The organism is Nonomuraea sp. NPDC048881, from assembly GCF_040649795.1.
Lineage (GTDB): Bacteria > Actinomycetota > Actinomycetes > Streptosporangiales > Streptosporangiaceae > Nonomuraea.
Map to the genome: position 1 here is coordinate 1,087,656 of NZ_JBEZGC010000001.1, position 25,376 is coordinate 1,113,031.

Genomic DNA, 25,376 nt, shown 5'->3' on the forward strand with positions numbered 1-25,376 from the left:
AGTCCCGGGTTTGTTCGGTCCCCTGCTGACGAGCTCCCCCTACGGCGCATAGAAGCGTCTTGCTACAGGGGAGCGGCGGCCATGTGGCGACTGGGCTGACCTACGGCGGCCAAGAAATGAGTGGTCGCCATTCACATGGCGTTGGTGGCCTGTGCCGCTACAGGCAACCAACCACAACCACGCACGGCGCAGGTGCCGTGCGCTCGACGTAGGCCGCAACTTGGCAGTGCGGTCCTGGTGCACCGTACTTCGGTGCCTGGTTCGGCGGTGAGGGGCGCAGAGGAGCAGAGGGCGCGAAGAGCAAGAAGCGCGAAGGGCGGAGAGTTCAGAGACGGTTGGTCGGTGTCGGTGTCGGTGTCGGTGTCGGTGTCGGTGTCGGGCGTCGGCGGTGGGTGGTGGGCGGACGGCGGTGGCCGGACGGCGGTGGGGGAATGGCGACGGCCGATGGCTACGGCCGATGGCTACGGAGGCGGCGGACGGCGGCTGGGCCGCGAGGCCGGAGGGCGAACAAGGCGCTCTTATTAGTTGGGGTTTGGTCCGGATCAAGGGCGCACGCGTTTCCCGATGAGATTTGACGGTCGTGTTCATCCAGCGGCGGTGAATGGATGGGCATCTTGGTTGCCTTGAAGGCATTTCTGGATTGATGCGGGTGGCCGTTGTGGGGGTCTCGTTGTGAGCTTGGAGGTTCTTGGCAGGTGTCGGGTTTAGGGCTTGAAGAGTGAGTCTTTGAGGGGGTCAGGAGGAGCGTCGTGAGGGTGGGGTGGGGCGTCTGTGGAGCCCTTCTGTTGGGGGTTTGCGGTGTTGGCCGCTTCTTGAGCCGTGGTGCTTCTTGTGGGGGCGTCGGCGGCGGCGTAGGGCCGTGATCAGGAGGGCGGCGCCGAGGAGGGTGCCCAGTCCGATCGCTGGGGCTGCTGGCAGCGATGCCGCATGTGTCAGGAGGCGGAGGACGGTTGCAAGGGATCTGGAAGAGGCGTGAGTTGAGTCATGCCGCTGCTCGGGAGTTCTGGCTGATTGGTTGCGGCGGGGGAGGTCGCTGGAACGCATCTCCGGGCGTGAGGAGGTGACCGCAGGGGTGATGAGCGGGGTCTCGGGGGTCGGCTCTGCGGTGAGGCCAAGTGCCTGCGGGACGGTGGAGTAGGGGGCTGGGAGCGCGTTGTGTTGGTTCGCGGATGAGTCGCGGTGTGCGAGAACTGTGAGCAGGGACGGGGGGAGAGGGACGAGGAGCAGGGGCGGAGGAGGCACGGGGGCATTGGGGAGCAGGCTCCGTGCGAGCGGAGCAGGCGGGTTCAGGTGCGGAAGCAGGGGCGGGTTCGGGCGGTGGAAAGCGGCGGACACCTTGGTGAGCAGGGGGAGGGCGGGTGGGGTTGAGGTGCTGCCTGCGAACGCCTTCGAGGGGTTGGATGAGACGTCAAGCGGGGCTTCGGAGTGCTCAAGGGGGACGGCAAGGGGTGCGTCGGAGGGCTCGACGGGGACGGCATCGGGCGCTTCGGAAGGCTTGGAGGGATAGATAAAGGGTGCTTCGGAGGGTGTTTTGGGGGCTGGAGGGAGCAGGGGTGGGGTGGTCTGCGGTGGGGCGGCCTTGGGCCAGATGGGGAGGAGGCGGATGGGGGCGTGGCCCAGGAGGAGAAGAGGGTCCAGGTAGCGGGCGCTTTGGATCAGGCCCCAGTGCAGGCATGACTCCTGGCAATGGCCGTGTTCGGCTTGTACGACTCCCAGACGGCTGCCCATCGTGATCGGCTCACCCTGCTTCACCGATGCGCTGATCGGCAGGTACGTCGTTCGGAGGCCGCCTGGGTGGTCGATGGTGACGACTCCCCTTCCGCCTACTGGGCCTGCGTAGCGGACGGTGCCTGAGCCCGCGGCCAGGACGGGGGTGTCGGCGGAGGCGGCCAGGTCGATGCCGCGGTGTCCGGCAAGCCAAGGAGCCAAGGGCGGGGCGAAGCGGCGCAGGACGCGGGGGCTGCCGTCGAGTGGCCAGCGCCAGGCGGGTGGGGCGGCCTTCGCCAGCGGAGCCGGGGTGGCGATGGTCGTGAGCGTGATCGCTGTTGTGAGCACGACCAGGGAGATCACGGCACGGCGGCCCACGTTCTGCGTGCGTGGTCTCGGCGGTGGCGGTGCTGAGCAAGGGGACAGGGCGGGGAGGGGTGCTGAGCGAGGGGACAGGGCGGGGAGGGGTGGGCGAGGGGGCATGGCGGGGAGTCTTGCCGGGAGCGGCCCGTGGCGGTCGAGGCGAGCGGGATTCTGTGGATACAGGAAGCGGTGGGGAGCCTCCTGTGGACAACCTGCCCTGTGCCGAGCCCGCCGCCCGCCCGCCCGAGTGGAAATCCAATGGGCGAGGTCATCCGGGCGATGCAAGAGTCCCACCGTGAGCCCGACCGCAGCGTCCCCCGCACCCGTCCCGCTGGCCGACGGCCTCGTTCTGCGGCAGGCACGGCCGGCGGACCTCGACCAGATCAGCGCGCTGCTCACCGAACGTGGCGACTCGGCCGACGCCCTCGACCACCGGCTGGTCGTCTCGGACCCGGAGGTCGGCTGGTCCGCCTGCGCCGTGGTCGTGGATGGAGAACGGGTCGTGTCCACCGCGACGCTCCTTGACGAGGAAGTGCGCGTCGGCGGCATCCGCCTACCCGCCGGCCAGGCCGAACTGGTCGCCACCGACCGCGAATACGAAGGACGCGGACTCGTACGGGCGCTCATGCGATGGGCTCACGACCGCTCCGCCGCCCGTGGTCACGTCGTTCAGGTGATGATCGGGATCCCGTACTTCTACCGGCTGTTCGGCTACGAGTACGCCATCGACATACCGTCGGCGCTGACCGTGCACACGCTCCCGGCCGGTGAGGGCACGCCCGCACTCCGCGTCGCCCGGCCCGCCGACATTCCCGCCATGGCAGCTCTGCAGGACATGGCTCAGGACCGGTTCGACGTGGCCATGCCGCACTCGGCGGCATGCTGGCGATGGTTGCTGGACCACCAGGCGAGCACCTCCTGGGTCCTGGAGCGCGCCGGCACCGTCATCGCCACTGGACGCACCACGCCTCCCGACGACGACGAGGTGCTGCTGGCCGAGGCTGCCGCCGCCAACGAGGCCGCGGCCCGCGACCTGCTCAGTGCCGTCGTCGCCCAGTTCCCCGCGAGTGAGCTGAAGGTCGTCCGTCGGGCCGGATCCGTGACTGCCACCGCCTGGCAGGAGTTCCTCGACCACGAACCGCGGAAGCAGGCGGAGCAGTACTACGTGCGCATTCCGGACGTCGCGGTGTTGCTCGACCGGCTCCGGCCGCTGCTCTGGCAGCGCCTCACCGCAGAGGGGACGGACCGCACCGGCGATGACATCGTCATCTCCACCTTCGGCGCCCATTACCGGATCCCCGTCGGCGCCGATGGCCTCGGCGAGGTCGTCACAGGCGGCCCGATGCAGAGACCTGGATCCGTGAAGGGCGTCGGAGTGGCACCCGACCACCTGCCCGCCCTGTTGTTCGGCCCGCACGGGATCGAGAGGCTGACCCGCATCCGGCCCGACGTCTACACCGGAGAGGAAGAGCTGTTCCAGGCGCTCTTCCCGCCGCTCACCGCGGATCTGCTCAGCTACTACCTGCCGTATTAGGCCCGTCCCGTCCCGGCTTCAGGTCGCTGTTCGGCGGAGCTTGAGGGCCGAGTGCCGCGGCGCTCCTGGGCGGCCATTGATGGCCGCTTCCGGCGGTGACGGCTCAAGGTGGCTTCAGGACGTTGATGAAGTGCGCTGGCGCAGGGCAGGTCGGTCTCTGCCTGGTCAGCATGGGTCACACCATTGCGTCACCACCATGCGGCTGGTGTGGCGATCGATCCAAAGTTGCGCCAAGAGCTGGAGAAAGGCTGTGCCCAGGCAACGGGCCGCCCTCAGTGACGGTAACCGCCGACGCCGGGAGGTGAAGGCACTGACCGTGGGAGGGGCGTTGTAGGCCGTGAGGGCGAGGGCTCTGGCTGTGTGCCGTACGACCGGTGCAGGCGCCGTGGGTGTACGTGCGGTTGGCGAGATGGCAAGGGGCGGAGAGGGAGCAGCGGCGGCGGGAGCGAGACGTAGTGGGGTCCGTACGGGCGAAGTGGGGGATCTGGGGGAGTGGAGGTGGCTAGATGACTGAGTGGCGCTTGGATTCGATCAGGTTCTTCAGTGTCTGGGGGCTGGGGTTGTGAGGGGGCGCGGGTGGGGTGTGGGAGCTCTGAGGGCGGTTGGGACGTAGGGGGGAGAGCCAAATCCAGAGGCTGCTCAGGGCGATGCCCGCCGCGCTGAGAAGGATGACCGGGCGCAGGCCCATGAACTCGGCCAGTACGCCGCCCACCAGGCCGCCGACGGCCAGGACGCCCTGTACGGCGAAGGTCATGGTGGCGTTCACGCGGCCTCGGAGGGCGGCGGGGGCGTCGCGGAGAGTGATCACGCCCATGCAGGTGGCGAAGGCGACCACGATGACGCCGGTCATGACGCCCGTCAGGCCGAGGACGGTGAGCTTGACCCAGAGGGGGCCGGTCAGGAGGCCGACGGCGAGGATGTCCAGCGGGAAGAACAGGACCGAGACGAGCAGGATGCGGTTCTCGCCGTAGCGCTTGGACAGGCGGGAGGTGAGCCAGGCGCCCAGGAGACCGCCCGCGCCGCTCAGCGCCGTGAGGAAGCCGATCATTCCCTTGGGGATGTCGAGCGTGTTGACCATGTAGAGCATGTAGACGGCGATGTACGCCATGGCGAAGAAGTTGATCGTCACGCCGGCGCCCAGGACGGCTCGGAGCGTGGGGTGGGTGAGGCTGGTTCGCAGGCCCTCGACGATGTCGTGCCACATGCTGGACGAGCGGGTGGGCTCGTTGTGCTCCGGGGTGCGGATCGAGCGGAGCAGGATGGCGGAGGCGAGGAACGACAGCGCCTCGGCCAGTACGGCGAACGGCGCGGTGAGCGTCTGGACCAGGATGCCGGCCAGGCCGGGGCCGCTCACGGAGGCCACCGAGTACGAGGCATGGAAGCCCGCCATGGCCTCGGTGCGCTGCGACGGGTCCACGACCGCGGCTATGTAGGGGAAGTTGGCGGATTTGAAGATGACGCCGGCCGTACCGATGACCAGGGCCACGATGATCAGCCAGGGCACGGTGAGGACGCCGAGCAGCCAGGCCAGCGGGACGGTGGCGGCGGCGGCGCAGGAGACGAGTTCGCAGGCGATCATCAGCGGGCGGTGCCGGGTGAGACGGTCGGCGATGGCGCCCGACTGGAGGCCGAACAGCAGGGCGGGCAGCGGCGCGGCGGCGGTCAGCAGCCCCATCTCGGCGGGTGAGGCGGTCAGCAGCGTGATGGCGGTCAGCGGGACGGCCAGCTTGGAGACCTCCGAGCCGGTGATCGAGATCGTGCGGGCGCTCCACAGCAGGCGGTAGTCGCGCTGTTTGCGGAGGGGGAGTGGGGGCGTCGTGTCCATGCTGGGGTCTCCGGTGGCGAGTTCGGGGGGAGCTGAAGGGGGGCCGGTCGGACGGGTGGGGAGAGATGTGAAAGGAAGACTTCATAAGTATGAAGGGATCCCTTCAGAGTTGTAAAGGGAATGCTTCACATCTCCCGCCGGGTACCTTTGGCACATGACGCAGGACATGGAGGGGCTCAGCGATCCCAAGATGATGCGGGCGCTGGCTCACCCGGCGAGGCTGTTGATCCTCAACCGGCTCGGCGTGCAGGACAGCGCCACCGCGACCGAGGTGGCCGAGATCGCGGGGATCACGCCCAGCGCCGCCAGCTATCACCTGCGCATGCTGGCCAAGTACGGCTTCGTCGAGGACGCCCCGCCCAGAGGTGACGGACGCGAACGGCTGTGGAGATCGACGCACAAGCCGTTCAGCGTGGGAGTGCTTCCGGACGACCAGCCGGAGGTCCGAGACGCCAAAACCCTGTTGATCAAGGCGTTCCGCAAGGAGGCCGGCGACGAGGCCGACCGGGCCCTGGCCAGGACCGAGCACGACACTGACGAATGGCGCGACGCGACGCGCTTCAGCCGCACCCGGATCAGGGTCGACGCGAGCGAGCTGGGACGGCTGAGCGTGGAGATCGAGAAGCTCCTGGAGCCGTACATCGCCCACCAGCGCAGCCAGGAGGACGCGCCGAGCGGCGCCAGGATCGCGGAGGCGCAGATCAACCTCTTCCCGGTCGCCCCCAGGACGTCGCCCGGGTTGCCCACGGAGGACCACGATGTGGGGTGAGCCGTACCCGGTATGTCGGTTTGACCTCCGACGGTCAGCCTGGGGCGGTGTGGGAGGTAGACTTTTCGATGGCCTGTGGCAACAGGCCGACTTCGCATGCCCCGTTGCGGACCGCACCCTCGGTCCGGGCCCCGGCCCGGCTGGAGCGGTTTTGGGGCATCAGGGCGGTAGACAACGCGCTGCCGCGGCACAACCGAGAACTGCGCCCATCCGCAGGGCGCCCAGACCTGGAGGACCATCACATGGCCCCCGTCGTCACCATGCGACAGCTGCTCGAGAGCGGCGTTCACTTCGGCCACCAGACCCGCCGGTGGAACCCGAAGATGAAGCGCTTCATCTTCACCGAGCGCAACGGCATCTACATCATCGACCTGCAGAAGTCGCTGTCGTACATCGACCGTGCCTACGACTTCGTCAAGGAGACCGTCGCCCACGGCGGCACGATCCTGTTCATCGGCACCAAGAAGCAGGCTCAGGAGGCCATCTCCGAGCAGGCCGCGCGGGTCGGCATGCCGTACGTGAACCAGCGCTGGCTGGGCGGCATGCTCACCAACTTCTCCACCGTGCACAAGAGGCTTCAGCGTCTGAAGGAGCTCGAGGAGCTCGACTTCGACAACGTCGCCGGCTCGGGGCTCACCAAGAAGGAGCTCCTCATGCGCCGTCGCGAGAAGGACAAGCTCGAGCGCACGCTCGGCGGCATCCGTGACATGGGCCGCGTGCCCAGCGCGGTGTGGGTCGTGGACACGAAGAAGGAGCACATCGCGATCAGCGAGGCCAAGAAGCTTGGCATCCCGGTCGTCGCGATCCTCGACACCAACTGCGACCCCGACGAGGTCGACTACCCGATCCCGGGCAACGACGACGCCATCCGCGCCGTCGGCCTGCTCACCAGGGTCGTCGCCGACGGTGTCGCCGCCGGTCTGATGGCTCGCTCCGGCGCCGCCCGCGGTGACGAGAAGCCGGCCGCCGCCGAGCCGCTGGCCGAGTGGGAGCGCGAGCTCATCGAGCAGGGCCAGGGTCAGGCCGCCGAGGGCGCCCCTGAGGCTGCTCCGGAGGCCGCCGCCGAGGAGGCCCCCGCTGCCGAGGCCCCCGCTGCCGAGGCTCCGGCCGAGGAGGCGCCCGCCGCCGAGGCCGCTCCGGCTGCCGACGCGACCCCCGAGTCCGAGCCGCAGGCCTGAGACACGGCCGCCGCGCCCGGTTCGTGAGGCCGGGCACGGTACAGGCGCCGGCTCCGCGCCGCAGGTCGTCATCGACCGCGGTGCGGGGCGGGCAGCCGGCCGATAGAGGGTGAGCGGAACCGAGGTCCTGCGCGGGCCGAGGTTGTGAAGGGCAAGGCCGAGGTCCTGTGCGGGCTGAGGCTTGGTAGGGCAAGGTACGCGTCTCGACTGGGCAAACGGCCGAGCCGGGACGGCAAGCCGGACAGGACGGCACCCTGCCGAGGCGATAAGTCAAGGCAGGGTGGCGATCTGGCTGAGGCGAGAGCCTAGGCAGGGTGGCGATCAGGTTCGGGCGGTAAGTCGGGGCCGGGCGTCGGAAGCCGAGGCGATGAGCCGAGGTGGATGACCATCGGGCCGGAGCGATAAGCCGAGCCTGGCTGGGCAGTATGCCGAGCGAGGCGGAGCGGAGCTCCACCGGCGGAGCCCGTCCTGCTGAGCGGAGACCTGGGCGAAAGCCCGGGCCCGAGCGGAGTCCGCGCCCCGGCCGGACGAGGCCCGAGCCCAGACCAAGCCCAGGTACGAGCGAAGGTTCCGGAGGCAGCCGGACGGGCCAGGCGAAAGCCGGGCCAGTCAGGTGAAGGCCAAAAGGGCCGGGCGGAAGCCCAGCCGGCACGACCCGGCGCCACCGCTTGAGACCGTGCAAGACCCGGGCAAGACCGCGCACGACCGAGGCAGAACGCACGACCCGCGCACGACAAGGCCCTGGTGCGGCGCGCGCCTGCCGCACCGACCAGGGGCGGGCGCCCAGGGCGTCCACTCCGATCCACGACGACGACGAAATCCCACAAGGAATAAGAGCAATGGCTTCCGTGAACATGGCCGACGTCAAGCGGCTTCGCGAGATCACCGCTGCCGGCATGATGGACTGCAAGAAGGCGCTTGAGGAGTCCGAAGGCGACTTCGACCGCGCCATCGAGCTCCTGCGCCTCAAGGGCGCCAAGGACGTGGGCAAGCGCGAGGCCCGTACGGCCTCCAACGGCCTCGTCGCGCTCCAGCAGGACAGCGACTCCTCCGCCGCTCTTCTCGAGCTCAACTGCGAGACCGACTTCGTGGCCAAGGGCGAGCGCTTCCAGGAGCTGGCCGCCGGTGTGGTCGCCCACATCCTGGCGAGCAAGCCCGCCGACGTGGCGACGCTGCTCGACTCCTCCTTCGACGGCAAGACCGTCAAGGAGCACCTGGACGAGGCCAACGCCGCGCTCGGTGAGAAGATCGAGATCCGCCGCTTCGCCGTGCTTGAGGGCGGCTACATCGGCTCGTACATGCACAAGACGGACCCGGCGCTGCCGCCGGCGGTCGGCGTGCTCGTGCAGCTCGACAAGCCGAACGCCGAGGTCGCCAAGGACATCGCCCAGCACGCCGCGGCGATGGCCCCGCAGTACCTCAAGGCCGAGTCCGTCCCCGCCGAGGTCGTCGAGAAGGAGCGCAAGCTCTTCGAGGAGATGACCCGCGAGGAGGGCAAGCCCGAGGCCGCCATCGGCAAGATCGTCGAGGGTCGCGTCAACGGCTGGTACAAGGACTTCACCCTGGTCCAGCAGGCCTTCGTGAAGGACAACAAGAAGAGCGTGGGCAAGTACGCCGAGGAGAACGGCGTCGAGGTGCTCGCCTTCGTCCGATTCAAGGTCGGCCAGGCTTAGGCTTGAGCGAACTGCCAGCCCAGAGTTCCACCCAATGAAGGAGGCCGCCGCCGTGCAGGACCACCGGGAGTCAGCCCACGAATCCACACGGACGGCGGCTTCCTCATCACCCAGCCCGCAGGGTCCACTGAGGTGGAAGCGGGTGATGTTGAAGCTGTCAGGCGAGGCGTTCGCCGGAGACGACCCGCTGGGCATCGACCCGGGCGTCGTCGACCACCTGGCCGACTCGATCACCGAGGCCGTGCGCGAGGGCGTGCAGGTCGCGGTCGTGGTCGGCGGGGGGAACATGTTCCGCGGCGCCACCCTGTCCCAGGGCGGCATCGACCGCGCCAGGGCCGACTACATGGGCATGCTCGGCACGGTGATCAACTGTCTGGCGCTCCAGGACTTCCTGGAGCGGCGCGGCGTCGAGACCCGCGTCCAGACCGCCATCACCATGCAGCAGGTCGCCGAGCCCTTCCTGCCGCGCCGCGCGATCAGGCACCTGGAGAAGGGCCGCGTGGTCATCTTCGGGGCGGGTCTCGGCTCGCCGTACTTCTCCACCGACACCGCGGCGTCGCAGCGGGCCCTGGAGATCGGCGCCGAGGCGCTGCTCAAGGGCACGCAGGTCGACGGGATCTACGACTCCGACCCGCGCAAGAACCCCGACGCGGTCCGGTTCGACCATCTTGACTACGGCGAGGTGCTGCTGCGCGACCTCGCGGTCATGGACGCGACCGCGATCAGCCTGTGCAAGGACAACGATCTGCCGATCGTGGTCTTCGACCTGATGGGCGAGGGCAACATCCTGCGAGCGGTACGCGGTGAGAAAATCGGCACGCTGGTGAGTCCCGCAGGCAAATGAGGGAGCTAGCCCGACACCGCCAGCTAGTAGACAGGGAGCCGCTGTGATCGACGAAACCCTCCTCGAAGCCGAGGAAAAGATGGACAAGGCCGTCTCGGTCGCGAAGGAAGACTTCGCGACCATCCGGACCGGCCGGGTCACCCCCGCGATGTTCAACAAGATCAATGCGGAGTACTACGGCACTCCGACTCCGGTGCAGCAGTTGGCCTCGTTCCACCTGCCCGAGGCGCGCATGGTCATCATCCAGCCCTTCGACAAGAGCGCGATGGGCGCGATCGAGAAGGCCATCCGCGACTCCGACCTCGGCGTCAACCCGACCAACACCGGCGACGTGATCCGCGTGACCTTCCCGGAGCTGTCCGAGGAGCGCCGCAAGGAGTACATCAAGGTCGCCAAGAACAAGGGCGAGCACGCCAAGGTGTCGATCCGGAACATCCGTCGTACGGCCAAGGAGGCCCTCGACAAGATGATCAAGGACGGCGAGGCGGGCGAGGACGAGGTCCGTCGCGCGGAGAAGGAACTCGACGACCTCACCCAGAAGCACGTCGCCAAGATCGACGAGCTGCTCAAGCACAAGGAAGCCGAGCTGCTCGAAGTCTGAGCGGCACGCCTCGCGGCCCTCGCCGGAAGGCGGGGGCCGTGGCTATGGAGAGTGTCTGTGGAAGAACGTACGGCCGGCACCGGCCCGGACGGCGGCAGCCGTACCGGAAGGAACCTGCCGGCCGCGATCGCGGTGGGTGTGGGGCTGGGTGCGCTGGTCCTCGGTACCCTCTACACGATCAAGGAGCTCTTCCTCCTGGTGATCGTGGTGTGCGTCGGCGTGGGCGTGCTGGAGCTGACCAAGGCGTTCGCCACGCGCGGGATCAAGGTCCCGGCCGTGCCCGTGCTCGCGGGGCTGGTGGCGATGCAGGCCGGGGCGTACTGGGGCGGGCCGTTCTGGCTGCTGGGGACGTTCGCGGTGTTCGCGTTCGTGCTGCTGGTCTGGCGGATGTTCAGCGACGGCACCGACGGCTACGTGCGCGACGGCACCGCCTCGGTGTTCACGTTGTTCTACCCGGCGATGCTGGCGGCGTTCGCGGCGTTGCTGCTGGCGCCGCACGACGGCCGCGACCGGGTGCTGATCTTCATCGCGGTGACCGTGGCCAGCGACATCGGCGGATACGTCGCGGGTGTGCTGTTCGGCAGGCACAAGATGACGGTCATCAGCCCGAAGAAGACCTGGGAGGGTTTCGCCGGGTCGGTGATCGCCTGCACGCTGGTCGGCGGCTGGCTGGTGACCTGGCTGCTGGACGGCCCGCTCTGGCTGGGCGCGCTGATCGGGGCGCTGGCGGCGCTGCTGGCGACCGTGGGCGACCTCATCGAGTCGATGATCAAGCGGGACCTCGGCATCAAGGACCTCGGCACGATCCTGCCGGGGCACGGCGGCCTGATGGACCGCCTCGACTCGCTGGTGACCACGCTGGTGCCGGTCTGGTTGCTACTGACGCTGTTCCTCTAACGCCTCCGTCGTGACGGGCGTGAGCCACAACCACCGTACGGCCTCCCCGCCGAACGCGAACCCCGACATGTCAGGCATGTCGGGTGGGTCGGCCCGCATGAGCACCCCCGAGTACTGCGGCCCCAGCGGGAACGTCGAGGGCTCGTGGTACCACTTGGCCGTGTGCCCGTGGCCGAGCCAGGTCACCGAGTGCCACGGATACTGGGCCAGCCACACCAGCAGCAGCGCCGCGTCCCTGGGGTCGTCGTGGGTGGCCACGGCCAGCTCGATCCGGGCGTAGGCGTCGGGGCGGTCGATCCACTGCTCGACCGTCGGCATGCGCTGGCAGCTCATCCCCACCGTGGACAGCACGGTCGGCTCGCGGCCCGCGTAGGGCGGCCGTTCGGTGATGCCGACGGTCGGCAGGCGCTCGCCGCTGGCGTCCCAGTAGCGGCCGGCCGGGCCGAGCACCCGGTCCAGATGGCCCATGACGAACTGCTGGAACGACGGCCACGACCCCTCGCCGTGCCGCCAGCGCCAGTAGGACGTGGCATTGGAGATACGCGGCCGCAGCCCCTCCAGCGCCTCCGACAGCGCCCACGCGAACGGCGACTCGCCCACGGCGTCACGGGCGTAGCCGGGCATGCCCCTGCTCATGTCGGCCCAGCCGGGGATGACCGCGAGCAGGTCGTCGTCCTCGTAGAGGGCGACGCCGTCGCCCTCCTCGAACCACAGGGCGGACAACTGGCCGAGCGGCCTGCGCCCCTCGGGGTGCGTCGTGTTGCCCCTCGGCATCAGCGGGGGCAGGCCGGAGTTGATCCGGGCCAGGTCGACCACGGCCGGGGCCGGCCGGTGGTTGGCCAGCCAGACCGCTCCGTGGACGGCGCCCTCCGGCGAGCACAGGTAAGCTACCGAGGAGTCCTCGTCCCGCTCGACCACGAGCGTGCGGCTGCCGTAGGGGTTACCGGCGGCGAGGACGACCTCGGTGCCACCCTCGCCAGATGCCGACCGGAAAATCGCCATACGAGATGACTGTAGATCGGGCGGTGACCCTGACGCGAGCCGTACCGTGATCAGGAATGCCTCCTCCGCGGCCGGCGTTCACTAACCTGGCCGGTGAGAAATCCCGGAAGTCCCAAGCAGAGTCCCGGAAGTCCCCCAAGCAAAGGCAGGAACGTGTCCCAGCAGCCAGGCCAGCTCACCTTCGTCGCACCGCGACGGGCCAAGCCCGCGCGGCACCTGGCGGACCTGTCCATGGCCGAGCGCCGGGCCGCGGTCACCGAGCTGGGGGAGAAGGCGTTCCGCGCCGACCAGCTCTCGCGCCACTACTTCGAGCGCCACACCGCCGACGTCGCCGAGATGACCGATCTGTCCGCGGCGGCCCGCGACAAGCTGTCGGCGCTGCTGCCGACGCTGCTCACGCCGGTCAAGGAGCTGACCACCGACGGCGGCACGACCCGCAAGACCCTGTGGCGGCTGTTCGACGGCGCGCTGGTCGAGTCGGTGCTCATGCGCTATCCCGAGAGGGTCACGATGTGCGTGTCGTCGCAGGCCGGTTGTGGCATGAACTGCCCGTTCTGCGCCACCGGACAGGCGGGCCTGACCCGGAACATGTCCACCGCCGAGATCGTCGAGCAGGTGGTCTCCGGCGCCCGTGCGCTGGCGGCGGGCGAGGTGCCGGGCGGTCCCGGCCGGGTGAGCAACATCGTCTTCATGGGCATGGGCGAGCCGCTGGCCAACTACAAGCAGGTGATCGGCGCCGTGCGCCGCATGGTCGAGCCCGCGCCGCACGGTCTCGGCATCTCCGCGCGCGGGGTCACGGTCTCCACCGTGGGGCTGGTGCCCGCCATCGGCAAGCTCGCCGACGAGGGGCTGCCGGTCACGCTCGCGCTGTCGCTGCACGCGCCCGACGACGAGCTGCGCGACACGCTCGTTCCGATCAACACGCGCTGGAAGGTGGCCGAGGTCCTCGACGCGGCCTGGTCGTACGCGGCCAAGACCAAGCGCCGCATCTCCATCGAGTACGCCCTGATCAAGGACGTCAACGACCAGGAGTGGCGGGCCGACCTGCTCGGCAAGCTGGTCAGGAACAAGCTCGTGCACGTCAACCTGATCCCGCTCAACCCCACGCCCGGCTCCAAGTGGACGGCCTCCCGGCCGGAGGACGAGCGGGCGTTCGTGCGCCGGCTGGAGTTCCACGGGGTGCCGGTGACCGTGCGCGACACCCGGGGCCGCGAGATCGACGGCGCCTGCGGTCAGCTCGCCGCGGCCGAGTAACCGGCCCCGGCCCGAGCGGGTAGCAGCCGGCCCTCTTCGAGCAAGCGACCGGCCCCGACCGGTGGCCGCCGAGCAGGGCGGCCGGCCTATCTTGTGGCGGTCGAGCGGGCGGCGAAGGTCTCGATCAGGTTCGCGATCATGGCCGCGCCCCGGCTGTTGAGGTGCACGGTGTCGGTGGTGAGCCGCAGGCCGCGGCTGCTGGAGATGGCGTCCAGGCTGCGGCCGAGCAGGAAGTGCTGCATCGCGGCGGTCTGCGCCTGGTTGCTCTCGGGACGGTAGTGGGTGCGGGGCGAGGTGCCCTCCAGGTCGGCGGTCATGCGCTCGTTGAGCGGCAGGTAGGTCACGCCCTGCTCGGCGGCGACCGTCCTGACGATCTCGGCGAACTCCTGGGTGCGGCGCACCGGGACCGAGTCCAGGTCCTCGCCGATGACCGGCGGGGACAGCAGCGCCACGCGGGCCATGGTCTCGTTCTGCAGGCGGGCGGCGATGGCCGTCAGGTTGGCGGCGTACGCGGCGGGCGTGGGGGTCTCGGCGAGCTTCCAGCGCTTGCGCAGGGCCCTGGCCCGTTTCTCGCTCAACGTGGCGTTGGCGTCGTTGGTGCCGATGAGCACGGTGACCACGTCCGGATCCTGCCGTACGACGTCGTCGAGACGCTTGAGCAGCTCGGACGACGGCTCGTAGTTGACGCCCGCGTTGATCACCGTCTCGCCGGGCAGCCGGTCGCGCAGCATGGCCACATAGTCGACGCTCACCTGTCCGCGGGTGATGCTGTCACCCAGGCAGATCACCTTCACCGTTGCCTCCTCAGGGGTGAGTGAACGCTTACTAACCTACCCTACGGCGCCTCCAGGCATACAGGGCGAGTCCCGCCAGGCACCACACCAGGGAGATCGCGGACAGTTGGGGCAGCTGGTCGAGCAGCTCGCCGGCGCCGGCCGTACGCATCCAGACCACCAGCGGAACCGTCAGCCAGTACGCGGGGGACGCGCTGAGCAGCAGCATCACCAGGTAGCCGAGCACCAGCGACATGATCGAGACCGCGGGGGAGCGCAGCACGGCCCGGCTGGTGAGCGCGCCGAGCGCCGTCCCGGCGAGCACGGCCAGCGCGTGCAGGACGAGGGCCGCGCCGAGCACGTCCCGGCCGGGGCGCTCGCTCAGGCCGAGCAGGACGGCCCACGCGAGGCTGACGGCGGCCAGCGCGGCGCAGGCGACCAGGCTCGCCACGAGCCCCGCGGCCACCTCCTTGCCGCGCCCGCCCGCGGTGACCGCCGACAGCTCGCGCTGCCGGTCGGGCTCGGTGTCCAGAAGGCTCCGCGTGGCCCAGGCGAGGATGGGGATGATCAGGACGGCGCCGTCGGCCAGCACGGCGGCCTCCGTGCCCTTGGGCGCGCGGCTGCCGTAGACGATCGCGAGCATGGCGAGGGTGAGCAGAAGCGCCTGATGCACGCGATGCGACCGCACATAGGCGGCCAACCGGAAGACGGCCAGGGCGATCATCCGGGCTCCTCGGGGGTGTGGGGGTGGTCGAGGGCGGAGGTTCGGTAGCCCTGGTCGCGCATCCTGGTCAGGAAGAGCGGGAGCTCGTCGGCGGGCAGGGTGACCGCCACGGTGGTCAGCGGGCGTTCCGGAGCGTGAGTCGCGGGGGCCACAGAGGCCGCCGGGGCGGCCTGAGCCACAGCGGCGGCGGGGGTCGGGGCCGCGGCGGTCACCGGGGCCGCGACGGTCACAGAAGCTGTGGGGGTGGCCTCTTTGAGGTGGCCGTCCACGAGCGACCATGAGCGCAGCCCGGGGAGGCCGCGCAAACCGCCCTGGTGGTCGCTGGCGACGACGATGCCCCCGCGCCCGGCGACCTCGGTGACGATGGCGGGCAGCGTCTCGCGGGCGTCGGCGTCCAGGCCGGCGAAGGGCTCGTCCAGGATCAGCAGGCCGGGGTCGGACATCAGGGCCTGGACCAGGCCGACCTTGTGCGCGCTGCCCTTGGACAGCTCGCCGAGCGGCAGGCTGAGAAGGTGGCCCATGTTCAGGCGTTCGGCCCAGGGCCGCCACCGGGCGCCGCCCCGTACGGACGCCATGTGCGTCAGGTAGGACGTCACCGTGAACGGCTGGGCCGTCGGGAAGCGGTCGGGGGCGAAGCCCACGACGCCGGGACGGTCGGTGATGTGGCCCCGCGTCGGCCGCGCGAGCCCCGCGAGGAGCCGCAGCAGCGTGGACTTCCCCGCCCCGTTGGCCCCGGTCAGCTCGATCGCGTCGCCCGGTGCGAGCTGCGCGTCGGCCTCTTCGAGGACGAAGGGCTGACGTCTTCGGTAGCGAAAAGAGACCTGTAACAGTCGCATGGTGCTGTAACGGTATATGTCAGGGCGCAGGGCCGTGATAAAGGACCTCACCGCTATAACGGGCCTCACCGTGATGAAGGGCCTCACAATGGAGAAGCCCCCGGCACACCTCAGGAGGAGTCGGCTTGAACCGCTTTCCGCGCGTCATGGGTATGCGTTCAGGCTATGACCCCGTGGAAGTCGACGCCCTGATCGCGCGCATCGAGTCGACCCTGGGCAGAGGGCCGCACACGGTCGAGCCCGTCACCGCCGACGAGGTCCGCACCGCGACCTTCCGCGCCAAACGCGGCGGCTACCACGAGACCGCGGTGGACTTCGCGCTGGAGGCGTTCGTCGTGGCCCTGGAGACCCAGGCCAAGCGCCCGGTACGGCTGGCCATGGCCGAGCCCACCGGGGAGCTGCTGCGCGAGGAGTGGTTCGAGACCCAGGCGGCCCGCGTCGAACGGGTGGCCTTCCGCCCCGGCCGCATGGGCACCGGCTACAACGAGGACGAGGTCGACGCCTTCCTCGACCGCATCGTGGCCACCCTGCGCGGCACGACCGAGTTCGCGGTGACCGCCCAGGAGGTGCGCGAGGCCCGCTTCTCGACCGTGCTGCTGCGCGCCGGCTACCTGATCGCCGACGTCGACTCCTTCCTCGAAGGCGTCGCCGAGATCCTGGAGAAACCCCGCTAGGCCCGCCGCGGTGCGGCCCCGGCGCCGCCGTCAGGCCCGTTCGACGGCCGCGAGCAGGCCGCGGAGGTCGGGCAGTACCACCCGGACGACCTCGGGCCCGGCGGGCCGCTCGCCGTGCCGGTTGATCCACACCCGGCGCACGCCCAGCCGCTCGGCCGGGATCATGTCGTGGAAGTGGCTCTGCGCCACGTGCACCCACTCGGCCGGCTCGTAGGCCCTGCTGAAGTGCTCGAAGTGCGCCTCGTCCGGCTTGTAGGCCCCGGCGTCCTCGGCGGTCACCACCGCGTCGAACGGCACGGGCAGCCGCCGCAGCGTCTGGGCGATCAGGTCGCGGTCGCAGTTGGTCAGCAGCGCCAGCCGCCGGCCCGCCGCGCGCAGGGCCGACAGCTCGGCCCCGACCTCGGCGTACACCGGCCAGTAGGGCAGTGTGGCGGCCAGCACCGAGGCGTCGTCGTCGTTCAGCGGGACTGCGGTCTCGGCGCAGGCGCGGCGCAGCGCCTCGGCCATGACGTCCCGGTAGCGGGCCCGTGGCGTCTCGGCCTCGACCGCGCTCTCGTGCCGCAGGTACGCCGTCAGCAACTCGTCCCCCCTGCCGGGCGCGATCAGCTCAAGGCTGGTGCCGATGCCGTGCCGCCAGTCGACGAGGGTGCCGAAACAGTCGAACGTGATCCATCGCATAGGTCACATGATGACCCTTCCGAGCACCTGGTCGAGCGCCCGGCCGACCTCGCCCTCGACCGCCGGTCCTTCGGCCCGCCAGGCCACGTAGCCGTCGGGGCGGACCAGGACGGCGGTGGCGTCGCCGTAGCGTTCGGCCCAGGCGTTCTCGACGTCGAGCACGTCACCGCCCACCCGGTGCACCCGCACGCCGGGCCCGGCGGCCCGCGCCCAGTCCGCGCCGCCGGGGCCGCACAGCAGGACGAAGGCGTCGTGGAACAGGTCGTGGACGCCGATGCGCTCGCCGTCCCGGTCGAGCCAGAGGTGCGGGGCGCGGGTGCCGGGACGGGCGCCCTGGGCCGCCGGGTCGCCGAGCACCGTCTCGTGGGTGGCGCCGACCACGGCCGACGAGCGGTAACGCTGTCCCAGGATCGCCGCGACGTGGTCCAGCGGGTCGTCCTCGGGGTTGGGGCCGAACCTGGCCGCCTGGCTGCGTACGGTCAGGTCGGCCAGCTCCAGGGCCACCGGGCGGCGCTCGGCCTCGTAGGTGTCGAGCAGCGCGTCGGAGGCCCGGCCGGCCAGCACGGCGGCCAGCTTCCAGGCCAGGTTGTGGGTGTCCTGGACGGCCGAGTTGGCGCCCAGCCCGCCGGCCGGCGGCCAGACGTGCGCCGCGTCGCCGACCAGGAAGACCCGTCCCTCGCGGTAGCGCGTGGCGACGCCCACCGCCTCCTCCCATGCGGCCCTGCTGACGATCTCCACGGGCAGGTCGCGGCCGATCAGCTCCTTGGCCGAGGCGATCAGCCGCTCGTCGGTGAAGTCGTCCGGCGACTCGGCGGCGGGGTCGTACGTCAGGGCCATGCCCCAATGGCCCGGCAGCGCGTGGGAGACCATCGCGCCCGAGGCCGTCCCGCCGGGCGCGCCGAGGATCCAGAACAGCGCCCGCTTGGTGACCAGCTCCGACAGGTCGGCCCTGAAGACGAAGGACTGGTAGGCGCGCAGGACGCCGAGCCCTTCGCGGGCGATGCCCAGCCGCTCCCTGATCGTGCCGCGGTAGCCGTCGGCGGCGATCAGGTAGCGGGCGCGCAGGGTCTGGCGCTCGCCGGTGCGGGCGTCCTCGGTCACCACCGTGACGCCGTCCGCGTCGGGCTCGATCGACCTGCATATGGTGTCGAAGCGCAGGTCGGCGCCCCGGGCGCGGGCGGCCTCGGCGAGGATCGGCTCGACCGTGCTCTGGTCGGCCATGCCGTACTCGCCCGCGGTCAGCTCGGGCAGCGCCCGGGAGGAGCCGCCCTCGAAGAGCCACTGCCATTCGCCGGCCAGCGTCTCGCAGCGGGCTACGCCCCCTTCCTCGTCGAAGGGCCGCCCGGCCTCCTTGACGGCCTGCTCCAGGCCGAGCGGCCGGTAGATCTCCATCGTGCGCGGGGTGATGCCGCGCGCCCTGCCCAGGAGCGACACGCCGGGGTGGCGGTCGACGAGCACGCAGGGCACCCCGTGGTGCGACAGGAACAGGGCGGAGGTGAGCCCGGCGTAGCCGCCGCCGATGATCAGCACGGGAATCTCGGTCATGACGCCCTCAGGGCGGTCTGCTGTGGTCATGGGGAAATAGTTGCATTGCAACTAGTCTCAAGTCAACTAGTTGCCGTGCGGCTACGATGAGGGCCATGGCTCTCGACCGCGGCTCGCCGCTCGCCCTCACCGTGCTGGCCCTGCTACGGTCCCGGCCTCTGCACGCGTACGGCATGCAGCGCCTGCTCAAGCAGTGGGGCAAGGACCAGGTCGTCAACGTCGGCCAGCGGGCCGGGCTCTACCGCACGATCGAGCGGCTGGGAGAGGCCGGGCTGCTCAGGGTCAGGGAGACCGGCCGCGACCAGCAGTACCCGGAGCGCACGGTCTACGAGCTCACCGACGCCGGGCGCGAGCGGCTCGACGTGTGGCTCGACGACATGCTCAGCCGTCCCAAACAGGAGTTCCCGCAGTTCCCCGCCGCGCTGTCCAACGCGATGCTGCTCCCGCCCGGCGTGCTGGCCGACGCGCTGGAGCGGCGGGCGGCGGCCGTGGAGCAGACGCTGGCCGAGCTGGAGTCGAGCCTGTCGGCCGAGCAGGATCTGCCGCGCATCACGATGCTGGAGTCCGAGTACCTGCGCGAGGTGACGGCGGCCGAGGCCCGCTGGCTCCGCGCCGTCATCGCCGACCTGCGGGAAGGCCGCATCCAGTGGTCGCGCGAGCAGCTGGAGGCAGTCAGCTCGGCCCGGGAGTGATCAGGTGCGGGCGCGGCCGCCGCAGCAGCGCGACGAGCACCGAGGTCACCGGCGCGGCCAGGAACGCCCCGGTGATGCCCGCGATCACGCTGCCCACCGTGATCGCGATCAGGATGACCGCTCCCGGCAGGTCGAGCGCCTTGCCGTAGACCTGCGGCGCCAGCACGTGCCCTTCGAGCTGCTGCACCGCCACCGTCACCGCGACCACGATCAGCGCCACCAGCCACCCCTTGGCCACGAGCGCCACCACCGCCGCCAGCAGCCCGGCCATGAACGCCCCCACCACCGGCAGGAACGCCCCCACGAACGTCAGCACGGCCAGCGGCAGCGCGATCGGCACGCCGAGGATCCACAGGGCGAGCCCGATGAAGAAGCCGTCGACCACGCCCACGATCGCCACGCCGCGGATGTAGCGCCCGATCACCCCGAAGATCAGCACGCCGGTGTCGTGGCAGCGCGTTCTCGCCGCGTCGGGCATCAGATCGACGATCCAGGCGAACAGCCGCTCGCCGCCGTGCACGAAGTACACCGACAGGATGACCGCGAGCACCGCGCCGACGACGATCTCGCCGGCCGTCCTGACCCCGGCGATGGCGCCGCTGGTGATCTGTCTGCCCTGCTTGGAGACGTAGTCCCTGGCCTGGGCGAGCAGCCGCTGGTCGTCGAGCCCGAACCGGGCGGCCAGGCCGTGCAGGTCGCCGAGCGCCTTGCCCAGGCTGGTGCGCATCTCGCTCAGGCTGTCCACCGTGGGCGGCACCAGCAGCGCGATCAGCGCGCCGGCCAGCAGCAGGCCGCCGACGAAGACGATCGTGGTGGCCAGCGCCGGGCCGAGCCCGCGGGAGGTGAGCCAGCGGGAAGGCGGGTGCAGCAGCGCCGTGAGGAAGACGCCGATGATCACGGACATGACGACCGTGCGCAGGTGATAGAGGCAGAAGAAGGCGACCGCGATGATCGCGATCCACCCCAGCACCCGCCACGGCCTCATGCCCAACCCCCGATCGTGCCTGGTCAGTGGCCTTCCCGGCGGTGATCGAGGGCAACCCTGGTCAGGACGGCGGGCTCAGGCGATCGAGGGCGACCTTGGTCAGCACGGCGGGCTCAGGCGATCGAGGGCGACCCTGGTCAGGACGGCGGGCTCAGGTGCGCGCGCTGCGACCGCTTGGCCTCCTCGTACGCCGCCCGCTCGGCCGGCGCGCCCACCTCGGCCACGGGCACGTCCCACCACGCCTGCGAGGAGGGGACGTCGTCGGCCATGGGGTCGGTGCGCACGTGCACGACGGTCGTCTCGCCGGACGAGCGCGCCTCCTCCAGGGCCTTGCGCAGGTCGGCGAGCGACTCCGGACGCAGCACGGCCGCGCCCAGGCTGGCGGCGTTGGCGGCCAGGTCGACCGGCAGCGGGCCCCCCGTGCGGGAGCGGTAGGACGTGCCCAGGCGGCGCGCGCCCACGCTCTCCGACAGCCGCCCGATGGAGGCGAAGCCCGAGTTGTCCACCAGGACGACGACCAGCTTGACGCCCTCGGCGACCGCGGTGACCAGCTCCTGCGCCATCATCAGGTACGACCCGTCGCCCACCAGGACGAACACCTCGCGCTCCGGCGCGGCCAGCTTGACGCCGACGCCGCCCGCGATCTCGTAGCCCATGCAGGAGTTGCCGTACTCGACGTGGTAGCCGCCGGGGCCGCTCGGCCGCCACAGCTTGTGCAGGTCGCCCGGCATGGAACCGGCCGCGCACACCACGACGCCGTCCGGGCCCGCGGCCGCGTTCACGGCGCCGATGATCGCCGCCTGCGACAGCGGGGAGCCGTCGAGCGCGTACGCCCGGTCCACCTGCGCGTCCCAGTCCCGGGAGAGCGCGGCGGCTTTGGCCGTCCAGGCGTCGTCGGAGCGCCGGCCGGCGACGGCGGCCATCAGGTCGGTCAGGCATTCGCGGGCGTCGGCGACCAGGTGCAGCCCCGACAGCTTGGCGGCGTCGAAGGCGGCGACGTTGACGTTGACGAACCTGGCGTCCGCGGCGAAGAGCGACCTCGACGCCGTGGTGAAGTCGCTGTAGCGGGTGCCGATCCCGATGATCACGTCGGCCTCGCGGGCCAGCGTGTTGGCGGCGGTGGTGCCGGTCGCGCCCACCGCGCCCACCGCCAGCGGATGGCCGTGCGGCAGCGACCCCTTGCCGGCCTGGGTCTCGGCGACCGGGATGCCATGCGCCTCGGCGAAGGCGGCCAGTTCGGCGGTGGCCCGGCTGTAGATCGTCCCGCCGCCCGAGACGATCAGCGGGCGGGCCGCCGACTCGATCACCTGCGCCGCCCTGGCCAGCGCGGCGCGTTCGGGGCGCGGGCGCGGCACGTGCCACACCCGGCGGGCGAACAGCTCCTCGGGCCAGTCGTACGCCTCGGCCTGCACGTCCTGCGGCAGCGCCAGCGTCACCGCGCCGGTCTCGACCGGGTCGGTGAGCACCCGCATGGCCGCCGTCAGCGCGGACGGGAGCTGTTCCGGCCGGTTGATCCGGTCCCAGTACCGCGAGACCGGCTTGAAGCAGTCGTTGACCGAGATGTCGTACGAACGCGGGTCCTCCAGCTCCTGGAGCACCGGGTTGGCGGCCCGGGTGGAGAAGACGTCGCCGGGCAGCAGCAGCACGGGCAGCCGGTTGATCGTCGCGCCGGCCGCGCCGGTGATCATGTTGGTCGCGCCGGGGCCGATCGACGTCGTGCAGGCCAGCGTGGCCAGCCGGTCGGCGGCGCGGGCGTAGGCGGCGGCCGTGTGCACCATGGCCTGCTCGTTGCGGGCCAGGTAGTAGGGCAGGTCGTCGCCCGCGGTGGCCAGGGCCTGGCCGAGCCCGGCGACGTTGCCGTGGCCGAAGATGCCGAAGCAGCCGCCGAAGAAGCGGCGTTCCTCGCCGTCGCGCTCGCTCCACTGGGCGGCCAGGAAGCGCACGACGGCCTGCGCGACGGTCAACCGGGTCATGCGTGCCCTCCGAACGGCAGTCTCGGGTCGACGTCCTGGCCCGACCAGGACGAGCGGATCCAGGCGTGACGGGGATCGTCGCAGAACGCCATCGAACGCTCCTCCGCCGGCCCCGCCAGCACGTTGAGGTAGTACAGGTCGTAGCCCGGGGCGGCCATGGACGGCCCGTGGTAGCCGTAGGGCACCAGGACGACGTCGCCGGAGGAGACCTCGGCCAGCGTGTCGACCTGCCCCCGCTCGGAGGAGTAGACGCGCTGGTAGCCGGGCCCGTCGCCGGCGACCTCGAAGTAGTAGACCTCCTCCAGCACGGCCTCGCCCGGGTTGGGGGTGTCGTGCTTGTGCGGCGGGTAGGACGACCAGTTGCCGCCCGGGGTCAGCACCTCGACGGCCATGAGCTTGTCGCAGTCGAAGACGCCGGGGGCGCAGAAGTTGTTCACCTGCCGGCTGGCCTGCCCCGCGCCCCTGATCTCCACCGGCACCCGGGAGGCGGGCACGTGCCGCGGCGGCAGCGACCGGGTCGCGCGGGCCGACGGCAGCGCGACGCGTCCGCCGCCCCTCAACGTGACCTGCACGCCGATCGGCAGGTACGCGAAGTCGCTCGGCCCGTCGAACACCGACCCGCGCCCGGCCAGCACGAACGTCTCACCGCCGACCTCGACCGTGCACGACCCCGACAGCGGAAGGACGATCATCTCCTCCTCTCCGGTGCCGAACGACAGCGGCGTGCCGGTCAAATCCGCCACGCGCAGCCCGGAGTAGGTCCAGCCGGCCAGCGAGGGGGTGATCTCCACCGACCAGGGGCCGTTGGCGGCCTTGCCGTAGGGCAGGTAGGTCATGCGTGTGCCTCTCGTACCAGGGCGGCGGCGCCGTCCACCGCCGTCGCCACGTCGTCGTCGGATGGGTAGAGCAGGGCGCGGCCGACGACCAGGCCGAGCACGCCGGGCAGGGCCAGCGCGCGGTGCCAGTCGGCGTAGGCCGTGCCGATGTCGGGCGGGTCGCCGCCGAGGAGCAGGGTGGGCAGCGTGGTCGCGGCCATCACCCGGTCCATCTCGGCCACCACGGGGATCTTCAGCCAGGTGTGGGCCGAGGTGGCGCCGAGCGCCTGGGCGACGCTGATCGAGCGGATCACGGCGTCGGGGGACAGGTCGTTGCGCAGCACGCCGGACTCCGAGCGCGCCGCCCAGAACGGCTCCACCATGGCCACCAGCCGCCTGCGGGCCAGCCCGGTCACCGCGTGCGCGCACGACTCCAGGGTGGCGGCCGTCGCGTGGTCGCCGGGGTCGATGCGGCACAACATCTTGCCGCCGTCGAGGCGCATCGTGTCGATGGCCTCGGGGTCGAAGCCGGTGAACCGGTCGTCCAGCTCGAACACCGAGCCCTGCAGGCCGCCCCGGTTCATCGAGCCGAAGGCCAGCTTGCCCTCCAGCGCGCCGAGCAGCAGCAGGTCCTCCAGGACGTCGGGGGAGGCGAGGATGCCGTCCACGCCGGGCCGGGCCAGGGCCGCCTGGAGGCGGTCGAGCAGGTCGTGGCGGCTGCCCATGGCCAGTGGGCGGTCGCGTACGGACAAGGCTCCCCTGGCCGGATGGTCGGCGGCGATGATCAGCAGCCGCTCGTCCGGCCCCGGCATCCGGCGGCGCTGCCGGCGCGCGGCGGCCGCGGCGATCTCCTCGGGGCGGGTCGCGCGGATCCGCGTGAGCCACTCGTAGCGGGCGGTCCTGGGCAGCGTGAGGTCGCTCACGTGGGCACCTCGTTCAGCAGCTCGTGCACCTCGTCGGTGGTGGGCATGGCGTCGGCGCAGGCCAGCCGGGCGGCCACGAACGCGCCGGCGGCGCCCGCGAAGCGGATCGTGCGCTCCAGCGGCCAGCTGCGCAGCAGCCCGAGGCAGACGGCGCCGCCGAACGCGTCGCCGGCCCCGATGCCGTTGACCACCTTCACCTCGACCGGCTCGGCCACGACGGTCTCGGTGGCGGTGCGGGCGAGCACCCCCGCCGGGCCCATCTTGACGATCGCCACCTCGACCCCGGCGTCGAGCAGCGCCTGCGCCGCCGCCTCCGGCTCGCGCACGCCCACGGCGGTCTCCACCTCGTCCAGGTTGCCGACGGCCACGTTCGCGTGCGGCAGCGCCTCGCGCGCCGCCGCGCGGGCGGCCGCACGTGACTCCCACAGCGCCGGACGGTGGTCGAGATCGAACACGGTCCAGCCGGAGGTGCGGGCCGACAGGGCGGCGGCGTGCGCCGCGCGGCTCGGCTCCTTGCTCAGGCCGGTGAGGGAGAACCAGAACAGACCGGTCGCGCGGATGGCGTCGAGGTCGAGGTGGCCGGGGGTGAGGCGCAGGTCGGGCGGGTGCTCGCCGCGGTAGAACCAGATGGGGAAGTGGTCGGGCGGGAAGATCTCGCAGAACGTGACCGGGGTGGCCGGGCCGTCGATGACGCTCACGTAGGCGTCGTCCACGCCGAAGTCGCGGATGGCCCGCCGTACGTACGCGCCGAAGGGGTCGGCGCCCACCGCGGTGATCACCGCCGAGCGCAGCCCGTGACGTGCCGCCGCGACGGCGACGTTGGTCGGGCTGCCGCCGAGGAACTTGCCGAAGGTCTCGACGTCGGCCAGCCCGACGCCGGTCTGCAGCGGATAGACGTCGACGCCGCAGCGGCCGATCGTGATCAGGTCGTACAACGCACCTCCAGAGGACGCACCCTACCTCGACACTATGGCATATTGTCATGACATAAGGATGTCCGCTATGTTGTTGATGATCCTTCAGGACGGGCCCCCGTCACCTCACTTCTGTAGTGTCGGGCGGTGAGGAGGTTCGCTCATGTTCGTCCCCAACGGCGTCCATCACGAACAGC

At 70.9% G+C, this 25,376-nt stretch carries 23 protein-coding genes; 10 read left to right on the plus strand and 13 right to left on the minus strand.

Annotated features, from left to right (window positions below):
- Positions 1 to 735: 735 nt before the first annotated feature.
- Positions 736 to 2,190, minus strand: coding sequence for a M23 family metallopeptidase (locus tag AB0C33_RS05165; protein WP_358283760.1), 1,455 nt, complete (start codon positions 2,188 to 2,190; stop codon positions 736 to 738).
- Positions 2,191 to 2,365: 175 nt separating this feature from the next.
- On the opposite strand from AB0C33_RS05165, the gene AB0C33_RS05170 reads away from it, so the two are divergent.
- On the plus strand, positions 2,366 to 3,604 hold the full coding sequence (locus AB0C33_RS05170) for a GNAT family N-acetyltransferase (protein WP_358283763.1): 1,239 nt from the start codon (positions 2,366 to 2,368) through the stop codon (positions 3,602 to 3,604).
- A gap of 502 nt (positions 3,605 to 4,106) precedes the next feature.
- On the opposite strand, the gene AB0C33_RS05175 is transcribed toward AB0C33_RS05170, so the two are convergent.
- Positions 4,107 to 5,429, minus strand: coding sequence for an MFS transporter (locus AB0C33_RS05175; protein ID WP_358283765.1), 1,323 nt, complete (start codon positions 5,427 to 5,429; stop codon positions 4,107 to 4,109).
- 154 nt (positions 5,430 to 5,583) lie between these two features.
- Here AB0C33_RS05175 and AB0C33_RS05180 point away from each other — a divergent pair, with 154 nt between their 5' ends.
- The 6 genes from AB0C33_RS05180 (at position 5,584) to AB0C33_RS05205 (ending at position 11,391) form a co-directional block, all read left to right on the plus strand.
- The gene (locus tag AB0C33_RS05180; protein ID WP_358283767.1) at positions 5,584 to 6,198 is read left to right on the plus strand and encodes a winged helix-turn-helix domain-containing protein; all 615 of its coding nucleotides are present in this window, start codon (positions 5,584 to 5,586) and stop codon (positions 6,196 to 6,198) included.
- A 242-nt stretch (positions 6,199 to 6,440) separates the two neighbouring features.
- Positions 6,441 to 7,376 carry a 30S ribosomal protein S2 gene (rpsB, locus tag AB0C33_RS05185; RefSeq protein ID WP_358283769.1) on the plus strand — a complete coding sequence of 312 codons (936 nt, stop codon included), beginning with the start codon at positions 6,441 to 6,443 and terminating at the stop codon, positions 7,374 to 7,376.
- An 839-nt stretch (positions 7,377 to 8,215) separates the two neighbouring features.
- A complete protein-coding gene (tsf, locus tag AB0C33_RS05190) occupies positions 8,216 to 9,049 on the plus strand; it encodes a translation elongation factor Ts (protein ID WP_352323799.1) in 834 nt (277 codons plus the stop codon).
- Between the two features lie 145 nt (positions 9,050 to 9,194).
- Entirely contained in the window at positions 9,195 to 9,893 is a 699-nt protein-coding gene (gene pyrH, locus AB0C33_RS05195; protein ID WP_221762026.1) for a UMP kinase, read from the plus strand.
- A gap of 43 nt (positions 9,894 to 9,936) precedes the next feature.
- Positions 9,937 to 10,494: a ribosome recycling factor gene (frr, locus tag AB0C33_RS05200; protein WP_352350337.1), complete on the plus strand. Its 558-nt coding sequence runs from the start codon at positions 9,937 to 9,939 to the stop codon at positions 10,492 to 10,494.
- A 57-nt stretch (positions 10,495 to 10,551) separates the two neighbouring features.
- The gene (locus AB0C33_RS05205) at positions 10,552 to 11,391 is read left to right on the plus strand and encodes a phosphatidate cytidylyltransferase (RefSeq protein ID WP_352323802.1); all 840 of its coding nucleotides are present in this window, start codon (positions 10,552 to 10,554) and stop codon (positions 11,389 to 11,391) included.
- Here the strand turns inward: AB0C33_RS05205 and AB0C33_RS05210 are convergent.
- Entirely contained in the window at positions 11,371 to 12,393 is a 1,023-nt protein-coding gene (locus AB0C33_RS05210) for a suppressor of fused domain protein (RefSeq protein WP_358283771.1), read from the minus strand. The genes AB0C33_RS05205 and AB0C33_RS05210 overlap by 21 nt on opposite strands.
- Positions 12,394 to 12,546: 153 nt before the next feature.
- Between AB0C33_RS05210 and rlmN the strand changes: the two genes are divergently transcribed.
- Positions 12,547 to 13,647, plus strand: a complete 1,101-nt coding sequence (gene rlmN / locus AB0C33_RS05215; RefSeq protein ID WP_352350343.1) for a 23S rRNA (adenine(2503)-C(2))-methyltransferase RlmN — start codon at positions 12,547 to 12,549, stop codon at positions 13,645 to 13,647.
- 86 nt (positions 13,648 to 13,733) lie between these two features.
- On the opposite strand, the gene AB0C33_RS05220 is transcribed toward rlmN, so the two are convergent.
- The 3 genes from AB0C33_RS05220 to AB0C33_RS05230 are packed head-to-tail and all read right to left on the minus strand — an operon-like array spanning position 13,734 to position 15,980.
- On the minus strand, positions 13,734 to 14,441 hold the full coding sequence (locus tag AB0C33_RS05220; protein ID WP_358283773.1) for an SGNH/GDSL hydrolase family protein: 708 nt from the start codon (positions 14,439 to 14,441) through the stop codon (positions 13,734 to 13,736).
- Positions 14,442 to 14,472: 31 nt separating this feature from the next.
- Positions 14,473 to 15,144 carry a hypothetical protein gene (locus AB0C33_RS05225; RefSeq protein ID WP_358283776.1) on the minus strand — a complete coding sequence of 224 codons (672 nt, stop codon included), beginning with the start codon at positions 15,142 to 15,144 and terminating at the stop codon, positions 14,473 to 14,475.
- A complete protein-coding gene (locus AB0C33_RS05230; protein ID WP_358283778.1) occupies positions 15,141 to 15,980 on the minus strand; it encodes an ATP-binding cassette domain-containing protein in 840 nt (279 codons plus the stop codon). The genes AB0C33_RS05225 and AB0C33_RS05230 overlap by 4 nt, the downstream gene beginning before the upstream one ends.
- 173 nt (positions 15,981 to 16,153) lie before the next feature.
- Here AB0C33_RS05230 and AB0C33_RS05235 point away from each other — a divergent pair, with 173 nt between their 5' ends.
- Positions 16,154 to 16,654 (plus strand): DivIVA domain-containing protein, encoded by a 501-nt coding sequence (locus AB0C33_RS05235; protein ID WP_358283780.1) that lies wholly within the window; start codon positions 16,154 to 16,156, stop codon positions 16,652 to 16,654.
- Between the two features lie 30 nt (positions 16,655 to 16,684).
- Here AB0C33_RS05235 and AB0C33_RS05240 read toward each other — a convergent pair whose 3' ends face one another.
- A complete protein-coding gene (locus AB0C33_RS05240; protein WP_358283783.1) occupies positions 16,685 to 17,332 on the minus strand; it encodes an HAD-IA family hydrolase in 648 nt (215 codons plus the stop codon).
- A 3-nt stretch (positions 17,333 to 17,335) separates the two neighbouring features.
- Complete coding sequence (locus AB0C33_RS05245) at positions 17,336 to 18,907, minus strand: FAD-dependent monooxygenase (protein WP_358283785.1); 1,572 nt, start codon at positions 18,905 to 18,907, stop codon at positions 17,336 to 17,338.
- Between the two features lie 65 nt (positions 18,908 to 18,972).
- On the opposite strand from AB0C33_RS05245, the gene AB0C33_RS05250 reads away from it, so the two are divergent.
- Positions 18,973 to 19,569 (plus strand): PadR family transcriptional regulator, encoded by a 597-nt coding sequence (locus AB0C33_RS05250; protein WP_358283787.1) that lies wholly within the window; start codon positions 18,973 to 18,975, stop codon positions 19,567 to 19,569.
- Here the strand turns inward: AB0C33_RS05250 and AB0C33_RS05255 are convergent.
- The 5 genes from AB0C33_RS05255 to iolC all read right to left on the minus strand — a co-directional run bounded on the left by AB0C33_RS05255 (position 19,550) and on the right by iolC (position 25,200).
- Positions 19,550 to 20,554 carry an AI-2E family transporter gene (locus AB0C33_RS05255; protein ID WP_358283788.1) on the minus strand — a complete coding sequence of 335 codons (1,005 nt, stop codon included), beginning with the start codon at positions 20,552 to 20,554 and terminating at the stop codon, positions 19,550 to 19,552. The two genes, AB0C33_RS05250 and AB0C33_RS05255, sit on opposite strands and share 20 nt — an antisense overlap.
- Before the next feature lie 137 nt (positions 20,555 to 20,691).
- Positions 20,692 to 22,527, minus strand: a complete 1,836-nt coding sequence (gene iolD / locus AB0C33_RS05260; RefSeq protein WP_358283790.1) for a 3D-(3,5/4)-trihydroxycyclohexane-1,2-dione acylhydrolase (decyclizing) — start codon at positions 22,525 to 22,527, stop codon at positions 20,692 to 20,694.
- The gene (gene iolB / locus AB0C33_RS05265) at positions 22,524 to 23,363 is read right to left on the minus strand and encodes a 5-deoxy-glucuronate isomerase (RefSeq protein WP_358283791.1); all 840 of its coding nucleotides are present in this window, start codon (positions 23,361 to 23,363) and stop codon (positions 22,524 to 22,526) included. Before iolB ends, iolD begins: the two co-directional genes overlap by 4 nt.
- The gene (locus tag AB0C33_RS05270) at positions 23,360 to 24,265 is read right to left on the minus strand and encodes a deoxyribose-phosphate aldolase (RefSeq protein ID WP_358283793.1); all 906 of its coding nucleotides are present in this window, start codon (positions 24,263 to 24,265) and stop codon (positions 23,360 to 23,362) included. The genes iolB and AB0C33_RS05270 overlap by 4 nt, the downstream gene beginning before the upstream one ends.
- Positions 24,262 to 25,200, minus strand: coding sequence for a 5-dehydro-2-deoxygluconokinase (iolC, locus tag AB0C33_RS05275; RefSeq protein WP_358283795.1), 939 nt, complete (start codon positions 25,198 to 25,200; stop codon positions 24,262 to 24,264). Before iolC ends, AB0C33_RS05270 begins: the two co-directional genes overlap by 4 nt.
- Positions 25,201 to 25,376: the final 176 nt, after the last annotated feature.

What these genes read in the sequence shown, in the direction of transcription:
- iolB (WP_358283791.1), bottom strand. Translation starts at nt 23,363, where the DNA reads ATGACCTACCTGCCCTACGGCAAGGCCGCCAACGGCCCCTGGTCGGTG.
- rpsB (WP_358283769.1), top strand. Translation starts at nt 6,441, where the DNA reads ATGGCCCCCGTCGTCACCATGCGACAGCTGCTCGAGAGCGGCGTTCAC.
- AB0C33_RS05225 (WP_358283776.1), bottom strand. Translation starts at nt 15,144, where the DNA reads ATGATCGCCCTGGCCGTCTTCCGGTTGGCCGCCTATGTGCGGTCGCAT.
- AB0C33_RS05175 (WP_358283765.1), bottom strand. Translation starts at nt 5,429, where the DNA reads ATGGACACGACGCCCCCACTCCCCCTCCGCAAACAGCGCGACTACCGC.
- tsf (WP_352323799.1), top strand. Translation starts at nt 8,216, where the DNA reads ATGGCTTCCGTGAACATGGCCGACGTCAAGCGGCTTCGCGAGATCACC.
- AB0C33_RS05180 (WP_358283767.1), top strand. Translation starts at nt 5,584, where the DNA reads ATGACGCAGGACATGGAGGGGCTCAGCGATCCCAAGATGATGCGGGCG.
- AB0C33_RS05230 (WP_358283778.1), bottom strand. Translation starts at nt 15,980, where the DNA reads ATGCGACTGTTACAGGTCTCTTTTCGCTACCGAAGACGTCAGCCCTTC.
- AB0C33_RS05240 (WP_358283783.1), bottom strand. Translation starts at nt 17,332, where the DNA reads ATGCGATGGATCACGTTCGACTGTTTCGGCACCCTCGTCGACTGGCGG.
- AB0C33_RS05165 (WP_358283760.1), bottom strand. Translation starts at nt 2,190, where the DNA reads ATGCCCCCTCGCCCACCCCTCCCCGCCCTGTCCCCTCGCTCAGCACCC.
- iolD (WP_358283790.1), bottom strand. Translation starts at nt 22,527, where the DNA reads ATGACCCGGTTGACCGTCGCGCAGGCCGTCGTGCGCTTCCTGGCCGCC.
- AB0C33_RS05210 (WP_358283771.1), bottom strand. Translation starts at nt 12,393, where the DNA reads ATGGCGATTTTCCGGTCGGCATCTGGCGAGGGTGGCACCGAGGTCGTC.
- AB0C33_RS05255 (WP_358283788.1), bottom strand. Translation starts at nt 20,554, where the DNA reads ATGAGGCCGTGGCGGGTGCTGGGGTGGATCGCGATCATCGCGGTCGCC.
- AB0C33_RS05245 (WP_358283785.1), bottom strand. Translation starts at nt 18,907, where the DNA reads ATGACCACAGCAGACCGCCCTGAGGGCGTCATGACCGAGATTCCCGTG.
- pyrH (WP_221762026.1), top strand. Translation starts at nt 9,195, where the DNA reads ATGTTGAAGCTGTCAGGCGAGGCGTTCGCCGGAGACGACCCGCTGGGC.
- AB0C33_RS05250 (WP_358283787.1), top strand. Translation starts at nt 18,973, where the DNA reads ATGGCTCTCGACCGCGGCTCGCCGCTCGCCCTCACCGTGCTGGCCCTG.